The sequence below is a fragment of the Frigidibacter sp. SD6-1 genome, from assembly GCF_030143255.1.
Taxonomy (GTDB): domain Bacteria; phylum Pseudomonadota; class Alphaproteobacteria; order Rhodobacterales; family Rhodobacteraceae; genus TMP-24.
This window is the reverse complement of sequence record NZ_JARJNR010000002.1, coordinates 213,997-235,329: the sequence shown is the minus strand read 5'-3', so window position 1 is coordinate 235,329 and position 21,333 is coordinate 213,997. Positions and strand designations below refer to the sequence as shown.

Below are 21,333 nucleotides of genomic sequence, written 5' to 3'. Positions count from 1 at the left end.
GTCGGCGTTCTTCTAGCGCATGCCGCGCGCGGCTGAAACCCGGGAAAGGCCGCGCGCGTGGCTGAGGCACAGTTTTTCGTCGAGGGCGATCTGGTGGCGGTGCTGACGACCGAGCCCCTGGGTCGGGCGCTGGATTACAAGGCGCCGGAGGGCGGCTGTTTCGCGGGCGCCTTCGTCGAGGTGCCGCTCGGGCCGCGCCGGGTTTTGGGGGTGGTCTGGGGGCCGGGGGAGGGGGGCTTCGATCCGGCGAAGATCAGATCGGTGACGCGGGTACTGGATGCGGCGCCGATGGGGGAGGCGATGCGGGCCTTTCTGATGCGGGCGGCGGATTACACGCTGACACCTATGCCCGCGATGCTGCGGCTTGCGACGCGGGCGCCGGGGCTGGCCGATCCGCCGGGGCCGCGCAAGGTCTATCGCAGGGGCTGGCAGGAGCCAGACCGGATGACCGCTGCAAGGGCGCGTGTGCTGGAGGTGCTGGAGGCCTATGGCGGGGCGGCCTTTACCCTGTCGGAACTGGCTGGGCTGGCCGGGGTCACCACGGGTGTGGTGAAGGGGCTGGTGAAACAGGGCGCGGTGGCCGAGGAGGAGGCGCCGCGCGATGTGCCCTATCCGCGGCTTGACCCGGACCTGTCGGGCAAGGCCTTGACCGAGGATCAGGCGGCGGCGGCGGAGCGTTTGCGCGCGGGCATCACGGCGGGCCGCTATGGGACCACGCTTCTGAAGGGTGTGACCGGGTCGGGCAAGACCGAGGTCTATCTGGAGGCGGTGGCGGAGTGCCTGCGCAAGGGGCGGCAGGCGCTGGTGCTTCTGCCGGAAATCGCGCTGACGTCGGAATTTCTGGCCCGCGTCGAGGAAAGGTTCGGCGCGCGGCCCGGCGAATGGCATTCGGGCGTGACCCAGACCGAGCGGCGGCGGCTGTGGCGAATGGCGGGGGAAGGCGGGGTTGGGCTGGTCGTCGGCGCGCGGTCGGCCCTGTTCCTGCCGTTCCGCGATCTGGGGCTGATCGTCGTCGACGAGGAACATGACACATCCTACAAGCAGGAGGATGGCGTCCTTTACAATGCCCGCGACATGGCGGTGCTGCGCGCGGCGATGACCGATGCGCAGGTGGTGCTGGCCTCGGCCACGCCCTGTCTGGAGACCTGGGTGAATGCCGAAAGCGGCAAATATGCGCGGATCGACCTGACGGCGCGGTTCGGGGCGGCGGAACTGCCGCCGATGCGGGCGATCGACATGCGGGAGGAGCGGCTGGAAGCCAGCCGCTGGATCAGCCCGACTCTGGTGCAGATGGTGGCGGGGCGGATCGCGGGTGGTGAACAGGCGCTGTTGTTCCTGAACCGCAGGGGCTATGCGCCGGTGACGATCTGCCGGGCCTGCGGCCATCAGATCGGCTGCCACCAGTGCGACGCGCGGATGGTGGAACATCGGTTCCTGAAGCGTCTCGTCTGCCATCAATGCGGCGACAGCGCGCCGATGCCCACGGCCTGCCCCTCCTGCAAGGCCGAAGGGCGGCTCGCGCCGGTGGGGCCGGGGGTGGAGCGGCTGGCCGAGGAAGTGGCGGAGCGGTTCCCGGACGCGCGGGTCGCGGTCCTGTCGTCGGACCTCTTCGGCTCGGCCCGGGCACTGAAGGAGAAGATCGAGGAGATTGCGCGCGGCGGGGCGGATATCATCATCGGCACGCAACTGGTGGCGAAGGGGCATAACTTCCCGCTGCTGACATTGGTGGGTGTCATTGACGCCGATCTGGGACTGCAGGGATCGGACCTGCGTGCGGCCGAGCGGACGTTTCAGCTGATGCGGCAGGTCTCGGGCCGGGCGGGGCGGGCGGAGAAGAAGGGCGAGGCCTACCTGCAGACCTGCCAGCCCGACCATCCGGTGATCCGCGCGATCCTGTCGGGCGCGGAAGAGGCGTTCTGGCGGGCCGAGGCGGCGGAACGGCAGGCGGCGGGCATGCCGCCCTACGGACGGCTGGCGGGCATCATCCTGTCGTCGCCCGATGTGCAACAGGTCTTCGATTTCGGCGCGGAACTGGCGCGGCGGGCCTGGCCGCTTGCCCGGATCGGCGCGCAGGTCTTCGGCCCTGCGCCCGCGCCGGTGGCGCGGGTGCGCGGGCGGCACAGGGTGCGGCTGCTGGTGAAAGGCCCGAAGGGGGCGAGCCTGCAGGCGGCGGTGGCGGAATGGCTGGGTCAGTTGCGGGTGCCCAATAATCTGCGCCTGTCGGTCGATATCGACCCGCAGAGCTTTTACTGAACCCGGGTTCGCGAGGCGGGCCGGTCCGTCGGGCATGGTGCTCGGCCACGGGTTGCGCTAACGCTGGCGGCGGAAGAGGAGACGCATATGAGCCGCCCCGCCGCCCCGGAAGCAAAATTCGTCACCGGCAGCCTGATGCGGCATGTGACGGTGATGGCCCTGTCGGGCGCTCTGGGCCTGTCCTTCACCTTCCTCGTCGATTTCCTGGCGCTGTGGTGGATTTCCCAGCGCCGGATCGAGGCGGAGATGGCGGCGGTCGGCATCGCGGGGACCTTGCAATTCGCCATCATCTCGCTGGGTGTGGGCATGATGATCGGCGCGGTGGTGCTGGTATCGCGCGCCATCGGCATGGGCGAGCGTGCGCGCGCGCGGCGGATCGCCTCGGTCGCGATGGTGGTCACGCTTTCGGTGCAGGTGGTCCTTTCCCTGATTGTCTGGCTGTTTCGGCATGCGATCCTTCGGGCCTCGGGCGCCGAGGGGCAGGTGCTGGAGATGGCGGAGCGGTTCCTGGCGATCACCCTGCCCTCGATGCTCCTGATCTCTGCGGCGATCATGGCGGCCTCGCTGCTGCGGTCGGCGGGCGATGCCTGGCGGTCGATGGCGGTGACGATGACCGGCGGTCTGGTTGCGGTGGTGCTGGACCCGATGCTCATCGTCTGGATGGATTGGGGGATCGACGGGGCGGGCTGGTCGATCGTCATCGCGCGGCTGGTGGCCTGCGGCGTCGGTTTCTGGTTCCTGATCCGCACGCATGACCTGCTCGCGCGCCCGCTTCTGTCGGATTTCGCCCTGTTCCTGCGGCCCTATGCGGCCATCGCCCTGCCCGCCGTGGCGACGCAGCTTGCGACCCCGTTCGGCAACTGGATCCTGACGCGCGAGATTGCGCAGTATGGCGAGGGCGCGATTGCAGGCTGGGGCGTGGTGATGCGGCTGACCATCCTCGCCTTTGGCGGCATCTTCGCGCTGTCGGGTGCCATCGGCGGCATCATCGGTCAGAACTACGGGGCCAAGCGGCTTGACCGGGTGGCGGAGGCCTTTGTCGCGGCGCTGAAATTCTGCGCGATCTACACTTTGTGCACCTGGGCGCTGATGGCGGCGCTGACCGGGCCGATCTCGACCTCGTTCGGCCTGTCGGCCGAGGGTCAGGCGATCGTCCGCACCTTCACCCATTGGGCGGCCGGCGCCTTCATCGCGACGGGGGCGCTTTTCGTGGCGAACGCGAGCTTCAACAGCCTCGGGCGGCCGCTGGCCAGCACCGCCGCCAACTGGTTGCGCGACGGGGTGATGATGTTTCCGGCGGCCCTGCTTTTCAGCCGTCTTTTCGCGGCCGAGGGGATCGTCTGGGCCAATGCCGCCGCCAACCTGATCGCGGGTACGCTGGCGGCCTGGCTGGCCTGGCGCCATATCGCGCGGCTCCGGGCCGCCGTGCCGGCGCTTGACCCTGCGGCCGCGCGCGCCTAAGCCCGGCCCGACCCACGAGGAGGCCCGCCATGCCGTTCTATTCCGCCCTGACGACCCTTGCCACGCGCGAGGCGGCCGAGGCACTGGCCGAAAGCCTTGAAGGGTTCGACCCCGAACCGACCGGCGTCGGCTGCTTCGAGATCGAGGACGGGTCGGGGCGCTATGAGGTCGGCGCCTATTTCGAGGAAGAGCCTGATGATATCGTGCTGGCGCTGATGGCCGCGATCTATGGTGCGGCGCCCTTTGCCGTGTCGGAAGTGCCGCAGACCGACTGGGTCGCCCATGTGAAGCGCGAATTGCAGCCGGTCGAGGCCGGGCGCTTCTTCGTCTATGGCAGCCATGATGCCGACAAGGTGCCGGAGGGCTCGGTCGCCCTTCTGATCGAGGCGGCGATGGCCTTTGGCACGGGCCATCACGGCACGACCAAGGGCTGCCTTCTGGCGCTGGACCGAATCGACCGTGAAGGGGTGCGCGCGAGGAACGTCGCCGATATCGGCTGCGGCACGGCGGTTCTGGCGATGGCGGCGGCGGCGATCTGGGACTGTGCCACTATCGCCTCTGACATCGATCCGGTGGCGGTCGATGTGGCGCGGTCGAATGTGGCGGCAAACGGGCAGGCGGGGCGCGTGGAGGTCGTGGAGGCGGCCGGGTTCGACCAGTCCGACCTGCGGTCACGCGCGCCTTACGACCTGATTTTTGCCAATATTCTCAAGGGCCCGCTGCTTGCCCTTGCGCCCGATCTGGCCGCGAACCTGACCGTCGGCGGTCGTGCGATCCTGTCGGGCATCCTGACCTCTCAGGCCGACGAACTTGTCCAAAAGTACATGTCCTTCGGACTGGCCCCGGCGCATCGCGAGGACATTGGCGAGTGGGTGACTCTCGAACTGGTCAAAAGCTGAACAATCCGCCCTATTTTCGCCGTATTTGCCCGACAATCATCATATTCACCTCGGGTGGGGGCCCGGGAGGCAAGAATGCACGATCCGAACATGCGGAACTTCCACGGGCGTCTCGACCGTATTCAGCGTATTCACGCTGCCGGCGGCGGTTTCGAGGCCGAGGGGACGATCGGCATGTCGCACTATTCGGCGCGGCGGCGCCGCGAGCAGGGATCGCGTCTGCCCTCGATCCTCCTCATGGTGATCGCGTTCATCTTCGTCTTCAAGGCGGCAATGCACGTGGCCATCGGGGCCGAGGCCTATGACCTGCGCGTGGCGGTGCTGCGGGCAGGGACCGACGTCGACCGGGCAGGCGCCCTTCTGATGGCGCCCGATCCGTTCACCCTGTTTCTCGCTGACAAGATCCGCACAGCACTCGGTTGACGCGGGCCGCGGGACCCTATCCGGAGCAGTCATGTCAAAGGTGGAAATGCAGAAGGCCCCGCGGGTGAACCGCGGGGCCTTCTGGCGACCTAGTCGCCGGTCGCGCTGGCCTTGATCAGGCGCGCGACGCGAGGAATTCGATGTCGCCCCGGCAGAGGCCGATATCGTCGAGCTCGCGATCCGAAAGCTTCGACAGGGCGTTGCGCGTAACACGCGCGTCGTTCCAGGAAGCGATCGAAGCGACAAGGTTGCTCACCAGGTTCAGAGCACTGAAGCCGGTCGTGGTGCGGGTCGTTTCAAACGCGGTCATGTTCATGTCCTCTCTCACATACAGCGGTCGACGGCATCTCGCCCTCGACGCAATGACAGATAGTACATCCGAGATAACGGAGCTAGGCCCGGAAAAGCATTTCAGCCATGCACTAGTTGCATATCTATGATCTTGCCGAACGGATCCGATGTTCGGTGCGAAACGGTAAACAATTAAAGCATTTTTGTGACATTCATGCCGGGAGTTTTGTCGCTTTTCCTCTGTGTGGTGTCGAAAATCGGCGGAAAAGCTGCCCGCTCAGGTCATGGCTTTCGGTTCGCTTTGTCCTTTGCGATGTTCTCCTTTCGTGCTAGTTCTCTGGAAAAGAACCAACAGGCAGGCACTTCATGCGCGTTCTCGGGATCGATCCGGGCCTTTGCAACCTCGGCTGGGGCGTGATCGATGTGGCGGGATCGCGGCTTGCGCATGTGGCCAATGGAATAGTCCATTCCGAGGGCGACGACCTTGGCCAGCGGCTTCTGTCGCTGCATTTCGCGCTGACGCGGGTGGTCGCGGATCACAGCCCCGATGCGGCGGCGGTCGAGCAGACCTTCGTGAACAAGGATGGCGCGGCGACGCTGAAGCTTGGCCAGGCGCGCGGGATCGCGATGCTGGTGCCCGCGCAGGCGGGGATCGCGGTGGGCGAATATGCGCCGAACGCGGTGAAGAAGGCGGTGGTGGGCGTGGGTCACGCCGACAAGGGCCAGATCGCGCATATGGTCCGCTTCCAGCTGCCCGGGGTCGATTTGGCCGGGCCGGACGCGGCGGATGCGCTGGCGATCGCCATCTGCCATGCCCATCATCTGCAAAGTGCCGGGCGGCTGGCCGCGGCGCTGAAGGGGGCGGCATGATCGGGCGCATCGCCGGGGTCATCCTGCACCGCGCCGCCGATCAGGTGCTGATCGATGTGCGGGGCGTGGGCTATGTGGTCCATATCTCGCAGCGCACTGCCGCAAGCCTGCCGCCGGTGGGCGAGGCCTGCGCGCTGTATACCGAACTTCTGGTGCGCGAGGATCTGCTGCAGCTCTTCGGTTTCCCGACGCTTCTGGAAAAGGAATGGCACCGGCTTCTGACCACGGTGCAGGGGGTCGGCGCCAAAGCCTCGATGGCGATCCTCGGCACGCTTGGCGCCGAAGGGGCGGGCCGGGCGATTGCCCTTGGCGACTGGGGGGCGATCAAGGCCGCGCCGGGGGTGGGGCCGAAGCTCGCGCAGCGGGTGGTGATGGAGCTGAAGGACAAGGCGCCCTCGGTCATGGCGCTTGGCGGCACGCTGACGGTCGATGCATCGGCGGTGATCGAGATGGACGCGCCCGCGCCGAAGTCGGCACCAAGGTCCGCGCCCGCGCCTTCCGCCGCCGCAACCGCCGACGCGCTCTCGGCCCTTCTCAACCTCGGCTATGCCCAGTCCGAGGCCGCGAGCGCCGTGGCGCAGGCTGCAGGCGAGAACGAGGGTGCCGCAACGCCCGCGCTGATCCGCGCGGCGCTGAAACTCCTGGCACCGAAGGGGTAATATGCGCTCTTTCGTTTGCAAATATCCCGGGGGTGTGGGGGCAGAGCCCCCACGCTGTTGCCGATGCTGACGCCCGACCCCACCCTTCGCGCCGCGCCGCAGCCCGAGGATGCCGACCGGGCGCTCCGACCTCAGGCCCTGACCGAATTTGTGGGCCAGGAGGAGGCGCGGGCCAACCTGCGCGTCTTCATCGAAAGCGCGCGCATGCGCGGCGAGGCGATGGACCATACGCTTTTTCATGGCCCGCCGGGCCTCGGCAAGACCACGCTCGCCCAGATCATGGCGAAGGAACTGGGCGTCAATTTCCGCATGACCTCGGGGCCGGTGCTGGCGCGGGCGGGCGACCTTGCCGCGATCCTGACCAATCTCGAGGCGCGCGATGTGCTCTTCATCGACGAGATCCACCGGCTGAACCCGGCGGTCGAGGAAGTGCTCTACCCGGCGATGGAGGATTTCGAGCTTGATCTGGTGATCGGCGAGGGTCCTGCCGCCCGGACCGTCCGGATCGAATTGCAACCCTTCACGCTTGTGGGCGCCACGACGCGGCTCGGCCTTCTGACCACGCCGCTCCGCGACCGGTTCGGCATTCCGACCCGGCTGCAGTTCTACACGGTCGCGGAACTGGACCTGATCGTGGCGCGCGGGGCGCGGCTGATGGGCATCTCCTCGGATCCGGAAGGCACGCTCGAGATCGCCCGGCGCGCGCGCGGCACGCCGCGCATCGCGGGCCGCCTTCTGCGCCGCGTCGTCGATTTCGCACTGGTCGAGGGCGACGGGCGGCTGACCCGCGCCATTGCCGACAGCGCGCTGACCCGGCTCGGCGTCGATCACCTCGGCCTCGATGGAGCCGACCGGCGCTATCTGACTTTGATCGCCGAGAATTACGCGGGCGGGCCGGTCGGGGTCGAGACGCTGTCGGCGGCGCTCTCCGAAAGTCGCGATGCGATCGAGGAGGTGATCGAGCCCTTCCTTTTGCAGCAGGGCCTGATCCAGCGCACGCCGCGCGGCCGGATGCTTGCCCAGAAGGCCTGGACCCATCTCGGCCTGCCGCAGCCGCGGGCGACCGGGCAATCCGACCTGTTCGGAAAGTAGCGCTGCCCGAGCGGAAAAATCTTCGCGAAGATTTTTCCGCTGGACCGAAGAATTTTCGCGAAAATTCTTCGGCGGCACCGTCGTTCTGGACCTCTGGCCCGACGCGGATTATGGGGCGGGCGAAAGGTTGACCCATGAGCCCAGACGAGATCGCATCCCAATTCACCCGACCGGACGGACGCTTCGCCTTCGCCCGCTGGCGGCGGCCGGTTGCGCCCGTTGTGTTCGGCGTCCAGGACGAGACACTGGCAACGATCAAAGGGGCGATCAGCGCGGTCGCGGCGACGGCGGGCCATCCTTTGGCCGAGACCGATGCAGAGCTTGGCGCGAACCTGATGATCTTCTTCTTCCGCGACTGGCAGGAGGTGGCGGACCTGCCCGGTGTCGCCGATCTGGTGCCCGGGCTCGACCGGCTTGCGCCGCGGCTCGGGCGAGAGGCTGCCGACCAGTACCGGTATTTCCGCTTCGAGGCGGATGGAGCGGTCCGCGCGGCCTTCGTCTTTCTCAGGATGGAGGGCGCGCTGGCCGACATGCCGGCCGCGGACCTTGGCCTGACCGTCGCGCTGCAGTGCCTGCTTCTGTGGTCGGACACTGCCTTCCGTGACCGTTCACCCCTGATCGCCGCAGAGGGGCGGGTAACCCTACGATCAGAGATCGCGGCGCTTCTGCGCGCCGCCTATGACCCGGTTCTGCCGGACGCCTCAACCGACCCGAGCCATGCGCTGCGCATTTTCGCCAGGCTCGCGGCGGCGGGTGCGCCGCCGGGTTGGATGGATTCTTGTTGACTGGTCAGTCAGAATGATGCAGCCTGTCCGCCAGCCGCCTTTCGGCGTGCCTTCGCCGGGGAGGTCGGGATGACGGGTCAGACGAGTGAAGCCGCGCCAGTTGCAGGCCAGTCGCGAGCCGCCAGAAGTGGCGGCCGGGATGCCCGGCGCGCGGCGCGGGCGGCGATGGTTGCGGCCGATGTCGTGCGCCCGGGGCTGGCGGGCGGACAGTACCGGCCGCTGGGCGATCGCGACATGGCGCGGATCCATGAAACCGCGCTTGATGTGCTGGAACGGATCGGGATGGCCGACCCGATTCCGGCGACGCTGAAGCGCGCGCTCGATGCCGGCTGCTGGCTGAATGCACACGGGCGGCTCTGCTTCCCGCGCGCGCTGGTCGAAGATGTCGTGGCGGCGCAGGCCCGCGCCTTCCCGATCTTTGCCCGCGATCCGTCGCATGACCGGATGGTCGGCGAGGACCGCGTGCATTTCTGCACGGCGGGCGAGGCCGTGCAGGTGATCGATTTCAAGACCGGCGAGCACCGGCCCTCGACCCTTCTTGACCTCTATGACTATTACCGGCTGGCTGACCGGCTGGACCATATCCACCATGTCGGCCAGCCGATCGTGGCGACCGACATCGAGGATATCCGCGCGCACAATCTCTCGGTCGCCTATGCCGGCATGGCGGGCACGACGAAAAGCTTCGGCTTTTCCATGGCCAATGCCGAGCATGTCGATGAGGTGGTGGCCCTTGCTGACATGGTGCTGGGCGAGGAGGGGGCATTCCTGAAGCGGCCCTTCTTCCAGGTCGGGCACTGCCCGGTCGTCTCGCCCTTGCGGTTCGGGACGGATACGAGTGCGGTACAGGTGCGTTGCGCGGAACTTGGCATCATCTCGGACATGTGCGTGGCGCCGCAGGCGGGCGCCACGGCGCCTGCCGCCCTTGCAGGCGCCCTGGTCCAGGCCTGCGCCGAGACGCTCGCCGCGCTTGTCCAGGTCCATCTCACCCGCAAGGGCGCCAAGATGTTCTTCGGCAACTGGGTCTTCGTGTCGGACCTCAGGACCGGCGCCTTCACCGGCGGCTCGGGCGAGGAGGCGGTGCTGATGGCAGGCGCGGCGCAGATGGCGCGGTTCTATGACCTGCCCGGCTCGGTCGCGGCGGGGATGACGGATTCGAAGGCGCTCGACTATCAGGCGGGGTTCGAAAAGGGGCTGACGGTCGCGCTCGCGGGGCTCGCGGGCGGCAATATGGTCTATGAGGCGGCGGGGATGATGTCGTCGCTACTCGCCACCTCGTTCGAGGCGATGGTGATGGATAACGAGCTTCTGGGCACCGTCCAGCGGGCGCTGAGGGGGATCGAAGTGACGGATGACACTCTGTCCTACGAGGTGATGGAGGATGTGGTCTTGAGGGGCCCGAACCATTACCTCGGCCATGCGCAGACGCTGAGCCTCATGCAATCGGAGTTCCTCTACCCCGAGGTTGCCGACCGCCAGACTCTGTCGATGTGGGCCTCGACGGGGCGTCCGACGATCATGGACCATGCGCGGGGCCGCGTGCAGGACATCCTCGGCAGCCATTACCCGTCGCTGGCCGATCCCGACCGCGATGCGGCGATCCGCGCGCGCTTTCCGATCCGGCTGGCGCCCGGCGACATGCGGGCGGACTGCGGCCGCTGGTGAGGCTTGTCGGTGCCCGCGCGCCCGCCTAGGGTCGGGAGGCAGGAGGCCTCATGTCCCACATCTTCCCGATCCGCGTCTATTACGAGGACACCGACCTCGCGGGCATCGTCTATTATGCCAATTATCTGAAATTCATCGAGCGTGGCCGTACGGAATGGGTCAGGTCCCTTGGCGTCGATCAGGGGCGGCTGAAGCGTGAGGAAGGGATCGTCTTCGCAGTGCGTCGGGTCGAGGCGGACTATCTGAAACCGGCACGGTTCGATGATGAACTGACGGTGCTCACGCGACCCGTCGGCGCGACCGGCGCCCGCATTCAGCTTGAACAGGAGGTGCTGCGTGCGGGAGAGCGGCTCTTCACGGCGCAGGTGACACTCGTTTGCCTCACCGAGACGGGACAGGCGGCGCGGCTCCCGGCAGACATTCGACGGAAGTTATTCCCCGCGGTGCACTGAAGGAAATTTCGTCCGGGCTTCGCCCGGCCGATCCGTGCGGGGAGGGCGCTGCCCTCCCCGCGCCCCTCCCGGAGTACTTGGAGACAGAAAGTGAGAGGAGTGGTCTGTCCTTTCTGTCCTGAAATACTCCCGCCGGAGGCGCGCCGAGCGGCCCGCGCCTTGTGCGCGGGCCGCGAGAGGAAAGGCGTGCCGCGCCCTTTCGGGCGCGGCTCCGCTGGATCACGACAGGCCTGCGGCGGGCGCGATGTTTCAGGAGATTTCAGCCGTGGCGCCCGGATCGGCGGATTTCCGGCGCGCCCCGTTTCCTTCGCCAGGAAAGCAGGCTAGAATCGCGTCAAATCAGAGCCGTTCGGACAGGCGGCCCAAACGCGAGCAGAGTTATGGAAACCACAGCACTTGCCCAGCATGCGGCGGAGATCGACTTCTCCTTGCTCGCGCTTTTCGCGCGCGCATCCTTCATCGTGAAGATCGTGATGCTGATGCTGATCGTCGCCTCGGTCTGGTCCTGGGCGATCATCATCCAGAAATTCATCACCTACCGCAAGGCGCGGGGTGAGGCGGGACTGTTCGATCAGGCCTTCTGGTCGGGCGAGCCGCTCGACGAGCTTTTCGACAAGATCGGCTCGGCGCCGCAGGGCGGGTCCGAGGCGATCTTTGCCTCCGGCATGATCGAATGGCGGCGGAGCCACCGCCAGGATGGCGCGCTGATCGCCGGCGCGCAGGCGCGCATCGACCGGTCGATGGATGTGGCGATCCAGAAGGAAACCGAGGATCTGACGCGCGGTCTGCCCTTCCTGGCGACCGTGGGATCCACCGCGCCGTTCATCGGGCTTTTCGGCACGGTCTGGGGGATCAAGGTCGCCTTCGAGCAGATCGCGATCAGCCAGAACACCTCGCTCGCCGTCGTGGCGCCCGGTATCGCCGAGGCGCTGGTGGCGACGGCGCTCGGCCTTCTGGCGGCGATCCCGGCGGTCATCTTCTACAACAAGCTTTCCACCGACAGCGACCGGATCATCGGCGGCTACGAGGCCTTTGCCGACGAATTCGCCACCATCCTGTCACGCCAGCTGGACGCCTGAGCCATGGGCGCAGGTGTGATGAAGCGCGGGGGCGGGGGCGGACGGCGCCGCCGTGGCTCGCGCGGCAAGGCGGCGGTGATGAGCGAGATCAACGTCACGCCCTTCGTGGACGTGATGCTGGTGCTTCTGATCATCTTCATGGTGGCAGCGCCGCTTCTGACCGTGGGTGTGCCGCTTGAACTGCCGAAGACGGCGGCGAAGGCCGTGCCGACCGAGCAGGAGGAGCCCTTGACCATTTCGGTTCAGGCCGATGGCACGATCTCGATCCAGAACACGCCGATTGCCGAGGGCGAGTTGATCGCCAAGCTGCAGGCCATCGCGGCCGAGCGGCAGGATGACAAGCTGTTCCTGCGCGCCGATGGCGCCATTCCCTACGAGCGGGTGGTGCAGGTGATGGGGGCGCTGAACAATGGCGGCTTTTCCAACATCACGCTCGTCACCGACGGCGGCGGGCCGTCGATGAACGGCGCGGGCCAGAACGGCGGCTGAGATGCTGGAGAGATGGCTTCCAGAGGACCGGGCGATGCGCATCGGTCTTTACGTCTCGGGGGGCGCGCATCTGGCGCTGATCCTCTGGGCGTTGCTGGGCGGCATCTTCTTCACGCCGGAACCGGCGCCCGCGCCGATTGCCACCAATGTCTCGCTGATGTCATCGGCGGAATTTGCCGAACTTGAGGGCCGCAAGCCCACGGCGGCCGAAGAGAGCCCGCCCCAGCCGTCGGCGCCCGAGGCGAGCGTCGCGCCGCCGGCGAGGCCGAAGCCCGAGACCAAGCCCGAGCCGCAGCCCGCGCCCGAGGTCACCCAGCCCGAGCCGGAACAGCCGCCGGATGTCGAGGAGACGCAGGTGGTCGAGGCCGAGGTGACCGATGCGCCGCCCGAGGAAACCACGGCGCCTACGCCCGACAGCCTGTCGCAGATCCCCGATCAGCCGACCGACAAGCCGCAACCCAAGGCGGCCGAGATCGTGGCGCCCGACCCCTCGCCCGACAGCCCGCCCGAGACCACGACCTCGGACACGGTGACCGAGGCGACGACGGCCGAACCCGCGCCGGACATGACGCCCGAGCCTCCGACCGAGGAGGCCGCGCCCAGGGACACGGGCGAAGTGCTTCTGACCGAGGAGAACAAGGACAAGGAGCCGGAAACCGCCGCGCCCGCGACCTCGCCGCGACCGCAGAAGAAGCCCGAGAGGAAGCCAGAGGAACCGAAGCCTGCGCCGGTCGAGACGGCGGAGGCCCCGCCCGAGGCGCCTGCCGAGGTGCCGGCCGAGGCGCCGAGCGTGAATGCTGACGATGCGGTCGCGGCGGCACTGGGCGAGGCTTTGTCGGGCGAGGCCTCCGAGGAGCCTGCGCCGGGGACGGGCGCCGCCGAACGGGGGCCGCCTCTCACGAGCGGGGAGCTGGAGGCCATCAAGGTGGATGTGAACAAATGCTGGAGCCTCGGGGCGGTTTCGACCGACGCGACCCGCGCGGTCGTGACCGTTCTGGTGAAATTTTCGCAAGATACCAAACCGGCAAGCGTCGAGCTTCTGGGTTCGGAGGGCAGCGATGCGGCGGTACAGACGGCGTTTCAGGCCGCCCGGCGCGCGATCCTGCGGTGCGGGGCCGACGGCTATCCGATGCCAGAGGGCAAGTATGAAACCTGGAAGGAGATCGAGATGGTCTTCGAAAACACCAAGGGAATCCGGTGATGCGGTATGCAGCGTCGCGTTGCGGGGAAGAAACCGCGAAATTGACCATCGCCTGTCGGCGGATGATATGCACAGTAGGGACGAGTATGTTTGAGGGAAGGCAGATGTTGAACAGGGTTTTCGTGGCAGGTCTTCTGCTGTTTGCCGCGCTCGTGCCTCCGGGTTCCGCGCAGGCTCAGGATCGCCCCCGGATCGTTTTCGACAATCCGGTGATCGAGCCCTTGCCTTATGCGCTGCCGACCTTCGTTGACGAGGGCGGCGCGGCCGATGTCGCACAGGCAATCACCGACGTGATCCGCGCCGATCTGACCGGTACTGGCCTGTTGAAGGACATTCCGACTGGCGCCTACATCAGCCAGGTTACCAGCTTCGACGCGCCGGTCGCCTTTGCCGACTGGAAGGCGATCAATGCGCAGGTGCTGATTTCGGGCGCGGTCGCGGTGGGCGGCGACGGGCGGATCAATGTGAAATTCCGCCTCCACGACGTTTTCGCGGGCGAAGCCTACAATGACGGTTTCCAGTTCGGCGGCGGGCAGGGTGACTGGCGCCGGATCGCGCACAAGATCGCCGATGCGGTCTATCACGAGATCACCGGCGAGGGCCCCTATTTCGACAGCAGGGTGGTGTTCGTTTCCGAGAGCGGACCGAAGGATGCGCGGCAGAAGCAGCTCGCCATCATGGATTATGACGGGGCGAATGTGCAGTATCTGACCGATGCCTCCGCGATTGTGCTGGCGCCGCGCTTCTCGGCCGCGGGGGACCGGATTCTCTATACGTCGTTCGATAGCGGCTTCCCCCGGATCAAGCTGATGGACCTCGCCACGCTGCAAGCGCGCGCCATCGCCGATCTGCAGGGCAACATGACCTTCGCGCCGCGCTTCTCGCCCGATGGCGATACGGTGGTCTTCTCGCTGGAAAATGACGGCAATACAGACCTGTACGCGATGTCCCTGTCCTCGGGCCAGACGACGCAGCTGACGAATGCGCCCTCGATCGAGACGGCGCCGTCCTTCAGCCCCGACGGCAGCCAGATCGCCTTTGAAAGCGACCGGTCGGGCAACCAGCAGATCTATATCATGCCGGTCTCGGGCGGCGAGCCGGTGCGGGTATCGTCGGGCGAGGGGCGCTATTCGACGCCGGTCTGGTCGCCGCGCGGCGATCTCGTGGCCTTCACCAAGCAAAACGGCGGGCGGTTCCATATCGGCGTCATGCGCACCGATGGCAGCGAGGAACGGCTTCTGACCGCCTCCTACCTCGACGAAGGCCCGACCTGGGCACCGAACGGGCGGGTGATCATGTTCACCCGCGAAAGCCCCGGCGCGGCAGGCTCGGCGCAGCTTTATTCGGTCGATATCTCGGGCCGGGCGCTCAGGCAGGTGCCGACCGTCGGCGCGGCGTCCGACCCGGCCTGGTCGCCGCTTCTGCCGTGAGGCGGAAGGGGCGTTTCCAAGCGTCAAACGGGATGATAGATTGAAGGCAACCTTCGGGCAGAAAAAAAGAGGCGGAGCAGATGAACAAACTTTCCCTGACGATCCTGATGGTCGGCGCGCTGGCGCTGGCCGCTTGTAACAATCCCCAGCGCGGCTTTGGCGCGGGCGGTGCCGGCGCCGGTGGCGCGGGCGGCCTTGGCGGTGCGGGCGGCATCACCTCGGGCGCGCTCGGCGATCCGAACGACCCGAATTCCGTGGCTTATTTCAACCAGCGGATCGGCGATACCGTGCGTTTCGCCGTCGACCAGTCGGTGCTGACGCCCGAGGCGCAGGCGACGCTGACCGCGCAGGCGCAGTGGCTGAACTCGCACCCCGCCGCGACCGCGATCATCGAGGGCCATGCCGACGAACAGGGCACGCGGGACTACAACCTCGCCCTCGGCGCCCGCCGCGCCAGCGCCGTGCAACAGTACCTGATCGCGCAGGGCGTGGCCGGGGCCCGGTTGAAGACCGTCTCCTACGGCAAGGAACGCCCGCTTGCGGTCTGTTCGGAGGAAAGCTGCTTTGCCCAGAACCGCCGCTCGGTCACGGTGATCGGCGCGGGCGCAGGGGTCTGAGGCGATCGTGGCACTGAGAGCCTTTCTCGCAGGATCGTTTCTTTCGGCGGCCCTTCTGGCCGCCGGAGGGGCCATGAGCAGTGCGGCGGCGCAGGACAAGGCCGAGAGCCTTGCCCAGATGCGCGCCGAATTGCAGGTGCTGGCGGGCCAGTTGCAGGCCTTGCGGTCCGAGCTTGTCGCGGGCGGGCAGGCGGCGATTCAGGCCGCGGGCGGCCCGGGCGCGCTTGACCGGATGAATGCGATGGAGGCGGAGCTGTCGCGGCTGACGGCGGCGACCGAGCAGTTGCAGCTGAGGGTCGAGAAGGTGGTGGCCGACGGCACCAACCGGGTCGGCGATCTGGAGTTTCGGATCTGCGAGCTGGAAGAGGGCTGCGATCCGGCGAACCTGCCGATCACGGCGACGATCGGCGGCGATGCGGCTGGCGCGGTGCCCGCGACGGGCGGAGCTACGACCGCCCCCACGGCAACGCTTGACGCGCCCAAGGTTGAACTTGCGATGAACGAGCAGGCCGATTTCGACGCGGCCAAGGCCAAGCTCGATGCGGGCGATTATCCCGGCGCCTCGCTTGGCTTTGCGCAGTTCGTGGCGAATTATCCGGGCGGCCCCCTGACCGGCGAGGCGCAGTTCCTGCAGGGCGAGGCGCTTGGACATACTGGTGACGCGGCGGGATCGGCGCGGGCCTATCTCGCCTCCTTCTCCGGCGATCCGGCGGGGCCGCGTGCGCCCGCCTCGCTTCTGCGGCTCGGGGCGGCGCTTGGCCTGCTTGGCCAGACGCAGGATGCCTGCGTCACCTTGAACGAAGTGCCCGCGCGGTTCCCGCAGGCGCCCGAAGCGGGCGAGGCGCGGTCCACCATGCAGTCGCTCGGATGCCAGTGACGGATCAAGCGGACCTCGCGACCCTTGTCCGGACCTTCTTCACGCCCAGCCCGCCCGCGCGGCTGGGCGTCGCCGTTTCGGGGGGCGGGGATTCCGTGGCGCTGCTGCATCTGCTGAACGACTGGCGGCGGGAGTGCGGCCCGGATCTTACGGTGATCACGGTCGACCATGGCTTGCGACCCGAGGCGGCGGCGGAGGCAGCGGGCGTGGCCGCGGCGGCCAGGGCACTTGGCCTGCCGCACCGGACGTTGCGCTGGGAAGGCGGACCGGAGGGCGGAAACCTGTCCGACCGCGCAAGGCGGGCGCGCTATGGGCTGATCGCGGAGTGGGCGAAGGAGGAAGGGATCGGGACTGTCGCGCTTGGCCATACGGCAGACGATCAGGCCGAGACGGTTCTGATGCGGCTGGCGCGTGGATCGGGGGTGGACGGGTTGTCGGGCATGGCGGACAGCCGCGACCATCTGGGACGGCGTTGGGTCAGGCCGCTTCTGACGGCGCGGCGGGCGGCGCTGCGCGCCTTTCTTGCCGCGCGCGGGGTGAGCTGGATCGAGGATCCGACGAACGAGGATGCGAGCTATGACCGGGTGAAGGCGCGCGCTGCGCTTGGCGCGCTCGCGCCGCTTGGCCTATCCGTCGAGGGTCTTGTGGACACGGCAGAGCGGATGGCGATGGCGCGGGCGGCGCTGGCCGAGGCGGCGGCGGCGCTGGCGAGGCAAGCGGCGAGGGTCGAGGCCGGGGATGTGATCCTTGCCCGCGACGAAATGGGCGGCGCGGCGGAAGAGTTGCGATACCGGCTGTTTGCGCAGGCGCTGATGCTGGTCTCGGGAACTGACTACCGCCCGCGCTTCGACGCGCTGAAGGCGGTTCTGGCCAAGGCGCTGTCGGGGACCCGGGCGACGCTGTCGGGGTGCATCATCCTGCCGCGCAAGGGCACGCTACACATCACCCGTGAGCCAGCGGCGGTCTTGGGCGTGACGGCGCAGATCGGAAGGGTCTGGGATGGGCGCTGGCGCGTGACCGGGCCGGCCGAGCCGGGGCAGGAGGTTCGCGCTTTGGGCGAGGCGGGGCTCGCCGAATGCCCCGACTGGCGGGCGACGGGCTCGCCGCGGCCGTCGCTTCTGGCGTCACCGGCGGTCTGGCAAAACGGTCGGCTGATCGCCGCGCCGCTGGCAGGACGGGCCGAAGGATGGGCGGTAGAGTGCCTTTATGACAAGACAAGCCTCGTTCATGGCTTAATCGTGCATTGAACCCGGCACGCTAATCTCTATTTTAGTCAGGAACTGCGCGGCGGCCCCCGGGATGCTCCGGCCGACCCGGCCCCGCGCGAGAAGATAACTGGAGGCTTCCTTGGGCAACGCGAGAAATATCGCCTTTTGGGTCGTGCTGTTCGTCCTGATCCTGGCGCTGTTCAATCTGTTCAGCGGCAATCAGGCGACGCTCAGCGCGCGGACCCTGTCCTATTCGGACTTCATCGCGAAGGTCGATGCGGGCGATGTGAAGAGCGTGACGATCGACGGCGAGCAGCTGATCGTGAAGACCGGCGACGGCAGCCAGTGGGTGACGATCAAGCCCGAGGGCGAGGAGCTGAACAACCAGCTTGTCGATCGGCTGATTGGCAAGAACGTCGATGTCGTCGCCGAAAAGCAAAGCCAGTCGGGCTTCATGTCGCTGTTTGGCGTCTGGCTGCCGTTCATCGTGCTGATTGGCGTCTGGGTGTTTTTCATGAACCGCATGCAAGGCGGCGGCAAGGGCGGGGCCATGGGCTTTGGCAAGTCGCGCGCGAAGCTTCTGACCGAAAAGCAGGGGCGCGTGACCTTCGATGATGTCGCGGGCATCGACGAAGCGAAGGAGGAACTTGAGGAGATCGTCGAGTTCCTGCGCAATCCGCAGAAATTCTCGCGCCTCGGCGGCAAGATTCCGAAGGGCGCGCTGCTTGTGGGTCCGCCCGGTACCGGCAAGACGCTTCTGGCGCGCGCCATCGCGGGCGAGGCGGGCGTGCCGTTCTTCACTATCTCTGGGTCCGACTTCGTCGAGATGTTCGTGGGCGTCGGCGCGAGCCGCGTGCGCGACATGTTCGAACAGGCCAAGAAGAACGCGCCCTGCATCGTCTTCATCGACGAGATCGACGCGGTCGGCCGGTCGCGCGGCGTGGGCATCGGCGGCGGCAATGACGAACGCGAGCAGACGCTGAACCAGCTTCTGGTCGAGATGGACGGGTTCGAGGCGAACGAGGGGATCATCATCGTCGCGGCGACGAACCGCAAGGATGTGCTGGACCCCGCGCTTCTGCGCCCCGGCCGCTTCGACCGCCAGATCCATGTGCCGAACCCCGACATCAAGGGGCGGGAGAAGATCCTCACCGTTCACGCCCGCAAGGTGCCGCTGGGCCCCGATGTCGACCTGCGCCTGATCGCGCGTGGTTCGCCTGGCTTCTCCGGCGCCGACCTCGCCAACCTCGTGAACGAGGCGGCGCTGATGGCCGCGCGCGTTGGCCGCCGGTTCGTGACGATGGACGATTTCGAGAATGCCAAGGACAAGGTGATGATGGGGGTCGAGCGCCGGTCGATGGTGCTGACACCCGAGCAGAAGGAAATGACCGCCTATCACGAGGCGGGTCACGCCATCGTCGGCATGGAACTGCCGCTCTGCGATCCGGTCTACAAGGCGACGATCATTCCGCGCGGCCAGGCGCTTGGCATGGTCGTCAGCCTGCCCGAGATGGACCGGCTGAACTATCACAAGGACGAGGCCAAGCAGAAGATCGCCATGACGATGGCGGGCAAGGCGGCCGAGATCATCAAATGGGGCGAAGAGCGGGTGTCGAACGGCCCGGCGGGCGATATCCAGCAGGCCTCGGCGATTGCGCGGGCGATGGTGATGCGCTGGGGCATGTCCGACAAGGTCGGCAATATCGACTATGCGGAGGCGCATGAAGGCTATCAGGGCCAGACGCCGGGCTTCTCCATCTCCGCCAAGACCAAGGAGCTGATCGAGGGCGAGGTGAAACGCCTGATCGAGGAAGGTTACGACAGCGCGCGCAAGATCCTTCTGGCCAAGTCCGAGGCGTTCGAGCGGCTGGCGAAGGGGCTGCTGGAATATGAGACGCTGACCGGCGACGAGATCCGCAAGGTGGTGGCCGGGCAGCCCTTGGGCGGCGACGAGGGCGATGGCGGCGGCGAAGCGCCTCCCGTCACGATGGTGCCCAAGGCCGGCCGTCCCAAGGCGCCGAAGGCGGGCGGGCTGGAACCCGAGCCGTCGGCCTGATCGGAGGGGCGGGCGATGGCGGACTGGAACCCCGACGCCTATGCCCGCTTCCGTGACCTGAGGCTGCGCCCGGCGCTCGATCTCATGGACCGGGTGCCGGACCTGCCTGCGGGGGCGATTGTCGATCTCGGCTGTGGCGACGGGGTCGTCGGGCCGGAACTGGCGCGGCGCTGGCCGGGGCTTCAGTTGCTTGGCATCGACGCGTCGCCCGCGATGCTGGCCAAGGCGGCCGAGCGGGGGATTTACGCGCGGCTGGAAGAGGCGGACGCGGGCGACTGGTCGCCCGATCAGCCGCCCGCGCTGATCTTTTCCAATGCGGCGCTGCACTGGCTGCCCGATCACGGCGCGCTTCTGCCCCGATTTGCGGGCTTCCTGGCGCCCGGGGGCTCGCTTGCCGTGCAGATGCCGCGCCAGTATGGCGCGCCGTCGCACCGATTTCTGAGGGATTTCGCCGCCGACATGTTCCCGGGTCGCTTCGACCTGTCCGGCTGGCAAGCGCCGGTCGCGCCGCCGGTCGAATACGCAAGGACGCTGTCGCCGCTGGGCGAGGTGAATGTCTGGGAGACCGACTATGTGCAGCGCCTTGCGCCGTCGAAGGACGGCCATCCGGTGCGCCGCTTCACCGAATCCACCGCGATGCGGCCTTTCTTTGAGAAGATGGAAGAGAGCGAGGCCCGTGAATTCCTTGCCCGCTACGAGGCGGCGCTCGCATCCGCCTATCCGGCCGAGGCGGACGGCTCTGTCCTTTTCCCCTTCCGCCGCCTGTTCCTGATCGTCACGAGGTAGAATGCCCGCGCTCATCCCCACCGACCATGTCGGCACCGTCACCTGGCTTGGTCGCATGGCGCATCGCGACCGGCCGGAACTGGAAAGCCTGGCGCTGGGCGAGATGGCTCTGACCTTCGCGGGCGAGGCGGGCGATTGCCATGCGGGCCTGACGCGGCCCTCCTGCAGCCGGGTGAAGAGCCAGCATCCAGTCGGCACCGAGATCCGGAATACGCGGCAACTGTCGCTGGTCTCCGCCGAGGAACTGGCGCTGATTGCCCGTGAGCTGGGGCTTGAGGCGATCGACCCGGCCTGGGTCGGGGCATCGGTCGTCGTGTCGGGCATCGCCGATTTCAGCCACCTGCCGCCCTCCGCACGCCTGCAGGCGGAAAGCGGCGCGACTTTAGTCATCGACATGCAGAACCGCCCCTGCCAGTTCCCCGCCCGCACGATCGAGGCTGCCCGGCCAGGCCATGGCAAGGCCTTCAAACCGGCGGCGGAGGGGCGGCGCGGCGTGACCGCCTGGGTGGAACGCGAGGGGATATTGAAGGTCGGTGACCGGCTGCGCCTGCATATTCCCGACCAGCGGGCCTGGGCGCCGGAGACGGCCGCGGTGGCGGCCGGATAGAGAAACAGCCCCTTGGCGATTCCCGACTGGAAAATGTCGGAAATCGTCCGTATCCCATCGTGTGCCGGGGCTAGAACCTTTCGCAAAGGCCGGTGCCCCGGAATGCGCCCGCCGCCGTGATCAGAGGAGAGAT

General features: G+C 67.5%; 21 protein-coding genes. 20 read left to right on the top strand and 1 reads right to left on the bottom strand.

Going from position 1 to position 21,333, the window contains the following annotated elements; genetic code table 11:
* Positions 1-57 precede the first annotated feature (57 nt).
* The 4 genes from P0645_RS05685 (at position 58) to P0645_RS05670 (ending at position 5,036) form a co-directional block, all read left to right on the top strand.
* Positions 58-2,253: a primosomal protein N' gene (locus tag P0645_RS05685; RefSeq protein WP_284163609.1), complete on the top strand. Its 2,196-nt coding sequence runs from the start codon at positions 58-60 to the stop codon at positions 2,251-2,253.
* Between the two features lie 87 nt (positions 2,254-2,340).
* A complete protein-coding gene (locus P0645_RS05680; RefSeq protein WP_284163608.1) occupies positions 2,341-3,714 on the top strand; it encodes an MATE family efflux transporter in 1,374 nt (457 codons plus the stop codon).
* A 29-nt stretch (positions 3,715-3,743) separates the two neighbouring features.
* A complete protein-coding gene (locus P0645_RS05675; RefSeq protein WP_284163607.1) occupies positions 3,744-4,613 on the top strand; it encodes a 50S ribosomal protein L11 methyltransferase in 870 nt (289 codons plus the stop codon).
* A gap of 75 nt (positions 4,614-4,688) precedes the next feature.
* Positions 4,689-5,036 (top strand): hypothetical protein, encoded by a 348-nt coding sequence (locus tag P0645_RS05670; RefSeq protein WP_284163606.1) that lies wholly within the window; start codon positions 4,689-4,691, stop codon positions 5,034-5,036.
* 115 nt (positions 5,037-5,151) lie between these two features.
* Here the strand turns inward: P0645_RS05670 and P0645_RS05665 are convergent, their stop codons facing one another.
* Entirely contained in the window at positions 5,152-5,346 is a 195-nt protein-coding gene (locus P0645_RS05665) for a DUF1127 domain-containing protein (protein ID WP_267633590.1), read from the bottom strand.
* 347 nt (positions 5,347-5,693) lie between these two features.
* Here P0645_RS05665 and ruvC point away from each other — a divergent pair, with 347 nt between their 5' ends.
* From ruvC to P0645_RS05585, 16 genes are all read left to right on the top strand, one after another.
* Entirely contained in the window at positions 5,694-6,197 is a 504-nt protein-coding gene (ruvC, locus tag P0645_RS05660; protein ID WP_284163605.1) for a crossover junction endodeoxyribonuclease RuvC, read from the top strand.
* The gene (gene ruvA / locus P0645_RS05655; RefSeq protein WP_284163604.1) at positions 6,194-6,856 is read left to right on the top strand and encodes a Holliday junction branch migration protein RuvA; all 663 of its coding nucleotides are present in this window, start codon (positions 6,194-6,196) and stop codon (positions 6,854-6,856) included. Before ruvC ends, ruvA begins: the two co-directional genes overlap by 4 nt.
* A 63-nt stretch (positions 6,857-6,919) precedes the next feature.
* Positions 6,920-7,948: a Holliday junction branch migration DNA helicase RuvB gene (gene ruvB / locus P0645_RS05650; RefSeq protein WP_284163603.1), complete on the top strand. Its 1,029-nt coding sequence runs from the start codon at positions 6,920-6,922 to the stop codon at positions 7,946-7,948.
* Positions 7,949-8,082: 134 nt separating this feature from the next.
* A complete protein-coding gene (locus P0645_RS05645; RefSeq protein ID WP_284163602.1) occupies positions 8,083-8,733 on the top strand; it encodes a hypothetical protein in 651 nt (216 codons plus the stop codon).
* Between the two features lie 69 nt (positions 8,734-8,802).
* Positions 8,803-10,398: a trimethylamine methyltransferase family protein gene (locus P0645_RS05640; RefSeq protein WP_284163601.1), complete on the top strand. Its 1,596-nt coding sequence runs from the start codon at positions 8,803-8,805 to the stop codon at positions 10,396-10,398.
* A 50-nt stretch (positions 10,399-10,448) separates the two neighbouring features.
* Complete coding sequence (gene ybgC, locus P0645_RS05635; RefSeq protein WP_284163600.1) at positions 10,449-10,850, top strand: tol-pal system-associated acyl-CoA thioesterase; 402 nt, start codon at positions 10,449-10,451, stop codon at positions 10,848-10,850.
* Between the two features lie 380 nt (positions 10,851-11,230).
* On the top strand, positions 11,231-11,929 hold the full coding sequence (gene tolQ / locus P0645_RS05630) for a protein TolQ (RefSeq protein ID WP_284163599.1): 699 nt from the start codon (positions 11,231-11,233) through the stop codon (positions 11,927-11,929).
* Between the two features lie 3 nt (positions 11,930-11,932).
* Complete coding sequence (tolR, locus tag P0645_RS05625; RefSeq protein WP_284163598.1) at positions 11,933-12,418, top strand: protein TolR; 486 nt, start codon at positions 11,933-11,935, stop codon at positions 12,416-12,418.
* A 1-nt stretch (position 12,419) separates the two neighbouring features.
* A complete protein-coding gene (gene tolA / locus P0645_RS05620) occupies positions 12,420-13,619 on the top strand; it encodes a cell envelope integrity protein TolA (protein WP_284163597.1) in 1,200 nt (399 codons plus the stop codon).
* 104 nt (positions 13,620-13,723) lie between these two features.
* On the top strand, positions 13,724-15,049 hold the full coding sequence (tolB, locus tag P0645_RS05615) for a Tol-Pal system beta propeller repeat protein TolB (RefSeq protein ID WP_284163596.1): 1,326 nt from the start codon (positions 13,724-13,726) through the stop codon (positions 15,047-15,049).
* An 80-nt stretch (positions 15,050-15,129) separates the two neighbouring features.
* Positions 15,130-15,666, top strand: a complete 537-nt coding sequence (gene pal, locus P0645_RS05610; RefSeq protein ID WP_284163595.1) for a peptidoglycan-associated lipoprotein Pal — start codon at positions 15,130-15,132, stop codon at positions 15,664-15,666.
* A gap of 73 nt (positions 15,667-15,739) precedes the next feature.
* Positions 15,740-16,543: a tol-pal system protein YbgF gene (gene ybgF / locus P0645_RS05605; protein ID WP_284163594.1), complete on the top strand. Its 804-nt coding sequence runs from the start codon at positions 15,740-15,742 to the stop codon at positions 16,541-16,543.
* Positions 16,540-17,790, top strand: coding sequence for a tRNA lysidine(34) synthetase TilS (tilS, locus tag P0645_RS05600; protein ID WP_502854459.1), 1,251 nt, complete (start codon positions 16,540-16,542; stop codon positions 17,788-17,790). Before ybgF ends, tilS begins: the two co-directional genes overlap by 4 nt.
* Positions 17,791-17,890: 100 nt before the next feature.
* Positions 17,891-19,807 (top strand): ATP-dependent zinc metalloprotease FtsH, encoded by a 1,917-nt coding sequence (ftsH, locus tag P0645_RS05595; protein WP_284163592.1) that lies wholly within the window; start codon positions 17,891-17,893, stop codon positions 19,805-19,807.
* Positions 19,808-19,822: 15 nt separating this feature from the next.
* Positions 19,823-20,593, top strand: coding sequence for a methyltransferase domain-containing protein (locus tag P0645_RS05590; protein WP_284163591.1), 771 nt, complete (start codon positions 19,823-19,825; stop codon positions 20,591-20,593).
* A 1-nt stretch (position 20,594) separates the two neighbouring features.
* Positions 20,595-21,200, top strand: a complete 606-nt coding sequence (locus P0645_RS05585; RefSeq protein WP_284163590.1) for an MOSC domain-containing protein — start codon at positions 20,595-20,597, stop codon at positions 21,198-21,200.
* Positions 21,201-21,333: the final 133 nt, after the last annotated feature.

What these genes read in the sequence shown, in the direction of transcription:
- P0645_RS05680 (WP_284163608.1), top strand. Translation starts at nt 2,341, where the DNA reads ATGAGCCGCCCCGCCGCCCCGGAAGCAAAATTCGTCACCGGCAGCCTG.
- P0645_RS05675 (WP_284163607.1), top strand. Translation starts at nt 3,744, where the DNA reads ATGCCGTTCTATTCCGCCCTGACGACCCTTGCCACGCGCGAGGCGGCC.
- P0645_RS05670 (WP_284163606.1), top strand. Translation starts at nt 4,689, where the DNA reads ATGCACGATCCGAACATGCGGAACTTCCACGGGCGTCTCGACCGTATT.
- P0645_RS05665 (WP_267633590.1), bottom strand. Translation starts at nt 5,346, where the DNA reads ATGACCGCGTTTGAAACGACCCGCACCACGACCGGCTTCAGTGCTCTG.
- ruvC (WP_284163605.1), top strand. Translation starts at nt 5,694, where the DNA reads ATGCGCGTTCTCGGGATCGATCCGGGCCTTTGCAACCTCGGCTGGGGC.
- ruvA (WP_284163604.1), top strand. Translation starts at nt 6,194, where the DNA reads ATGATCGGGCGCATCGCCGGGGTCATCCTGCACCGCGCCGCCGATCAG.
- ruvB (WP_284163603.1), top strand. Translation starts at nt 6,920, where the DNA reads ATGCTGACGCCCGACCCCACCCTTCGCGCCGCGCCGCAGCCCGAGGAT.
- P0645_RS05645 (WP_284163602.1), top strand. Translation starts at nt 8,083, where the DNA reads ATGAGCCCAGACGAGATCGCATCCCAATTCACCCGACCGGACGGACGC.
- P0645_RS05640 (WP_284163601.1), top strand. Translation starts at nt 8,803, where the DNA reads ATGACGGGTCAGACGAGTGAAGCCGCGCCAGTTGCAGGCCAGTCGCGA.
- ybgC (WP_284163600.1), top strand. Translation starts at nt 10,449, where the DNA reads ATGTCCCACATCTTCCCGATCCGCGTCTATTACGAGGACACCGACCTC.
- tolQ (WP_284163599.1), top strand. Translation starts at nt 11,231, where the DNA reads ATGGAAACCACAGCACTTGCCCAGCATGCGGCGGAGATCGACTTCTCC.
- tolR (WP_284163598.1), top strand. Translation starts at nt 11,933, where the DNA reads ATGGGCGCAGGTGTGATGAAGCGCGGGGGCGGGGGCGGACGGCGCCGC.
- tolA (WP_284163597.1), top strand. Translation starts at nt 12,420, where the DNA reads ATGCTGGAGAGATGGCTTCCAGAGGACCGGGCGATGCGCATCGGTCTT.
- tolB (WP_284163596.1), top strand. Translation starts at nt 13,724, where the DNA reads ATGTTGAACAGGGTTTTCGTGGCAGGTCTTCTGCTGTTTGCCGCGCTC.
- pal (WP_284163595.1), top strand. Translation starts at nt 15,130, where the DNA reads ATGAACAAACTTTCCCTGACGATCCTGATGGTCGGCGCGCTGGCGCTG.
- ybgF (WP_284163594.1), top strand. Translation starts at nt 15,740, where the DNA reads ATGAGCAGTGCGGCGGCGCAGGACAAGGCCGAGAGCCTTGCCCAGATG.
- P0645_RS05590 (WP_284163591.1), top strand. Translation starts at nt 19,823, where the DNA reads ATGGCGGACTGGAACCCCGACGCCTATGCCCGCTTCCGTGACCTGAGG.
- P0645_RS05585 (WP_284163590.1), top strand. Translation starts at nt 20,595, where the DNA reads ATGCCCGCGCTCATCCCCACCGACCATGTCGGCACCGTCACCTGGCTT.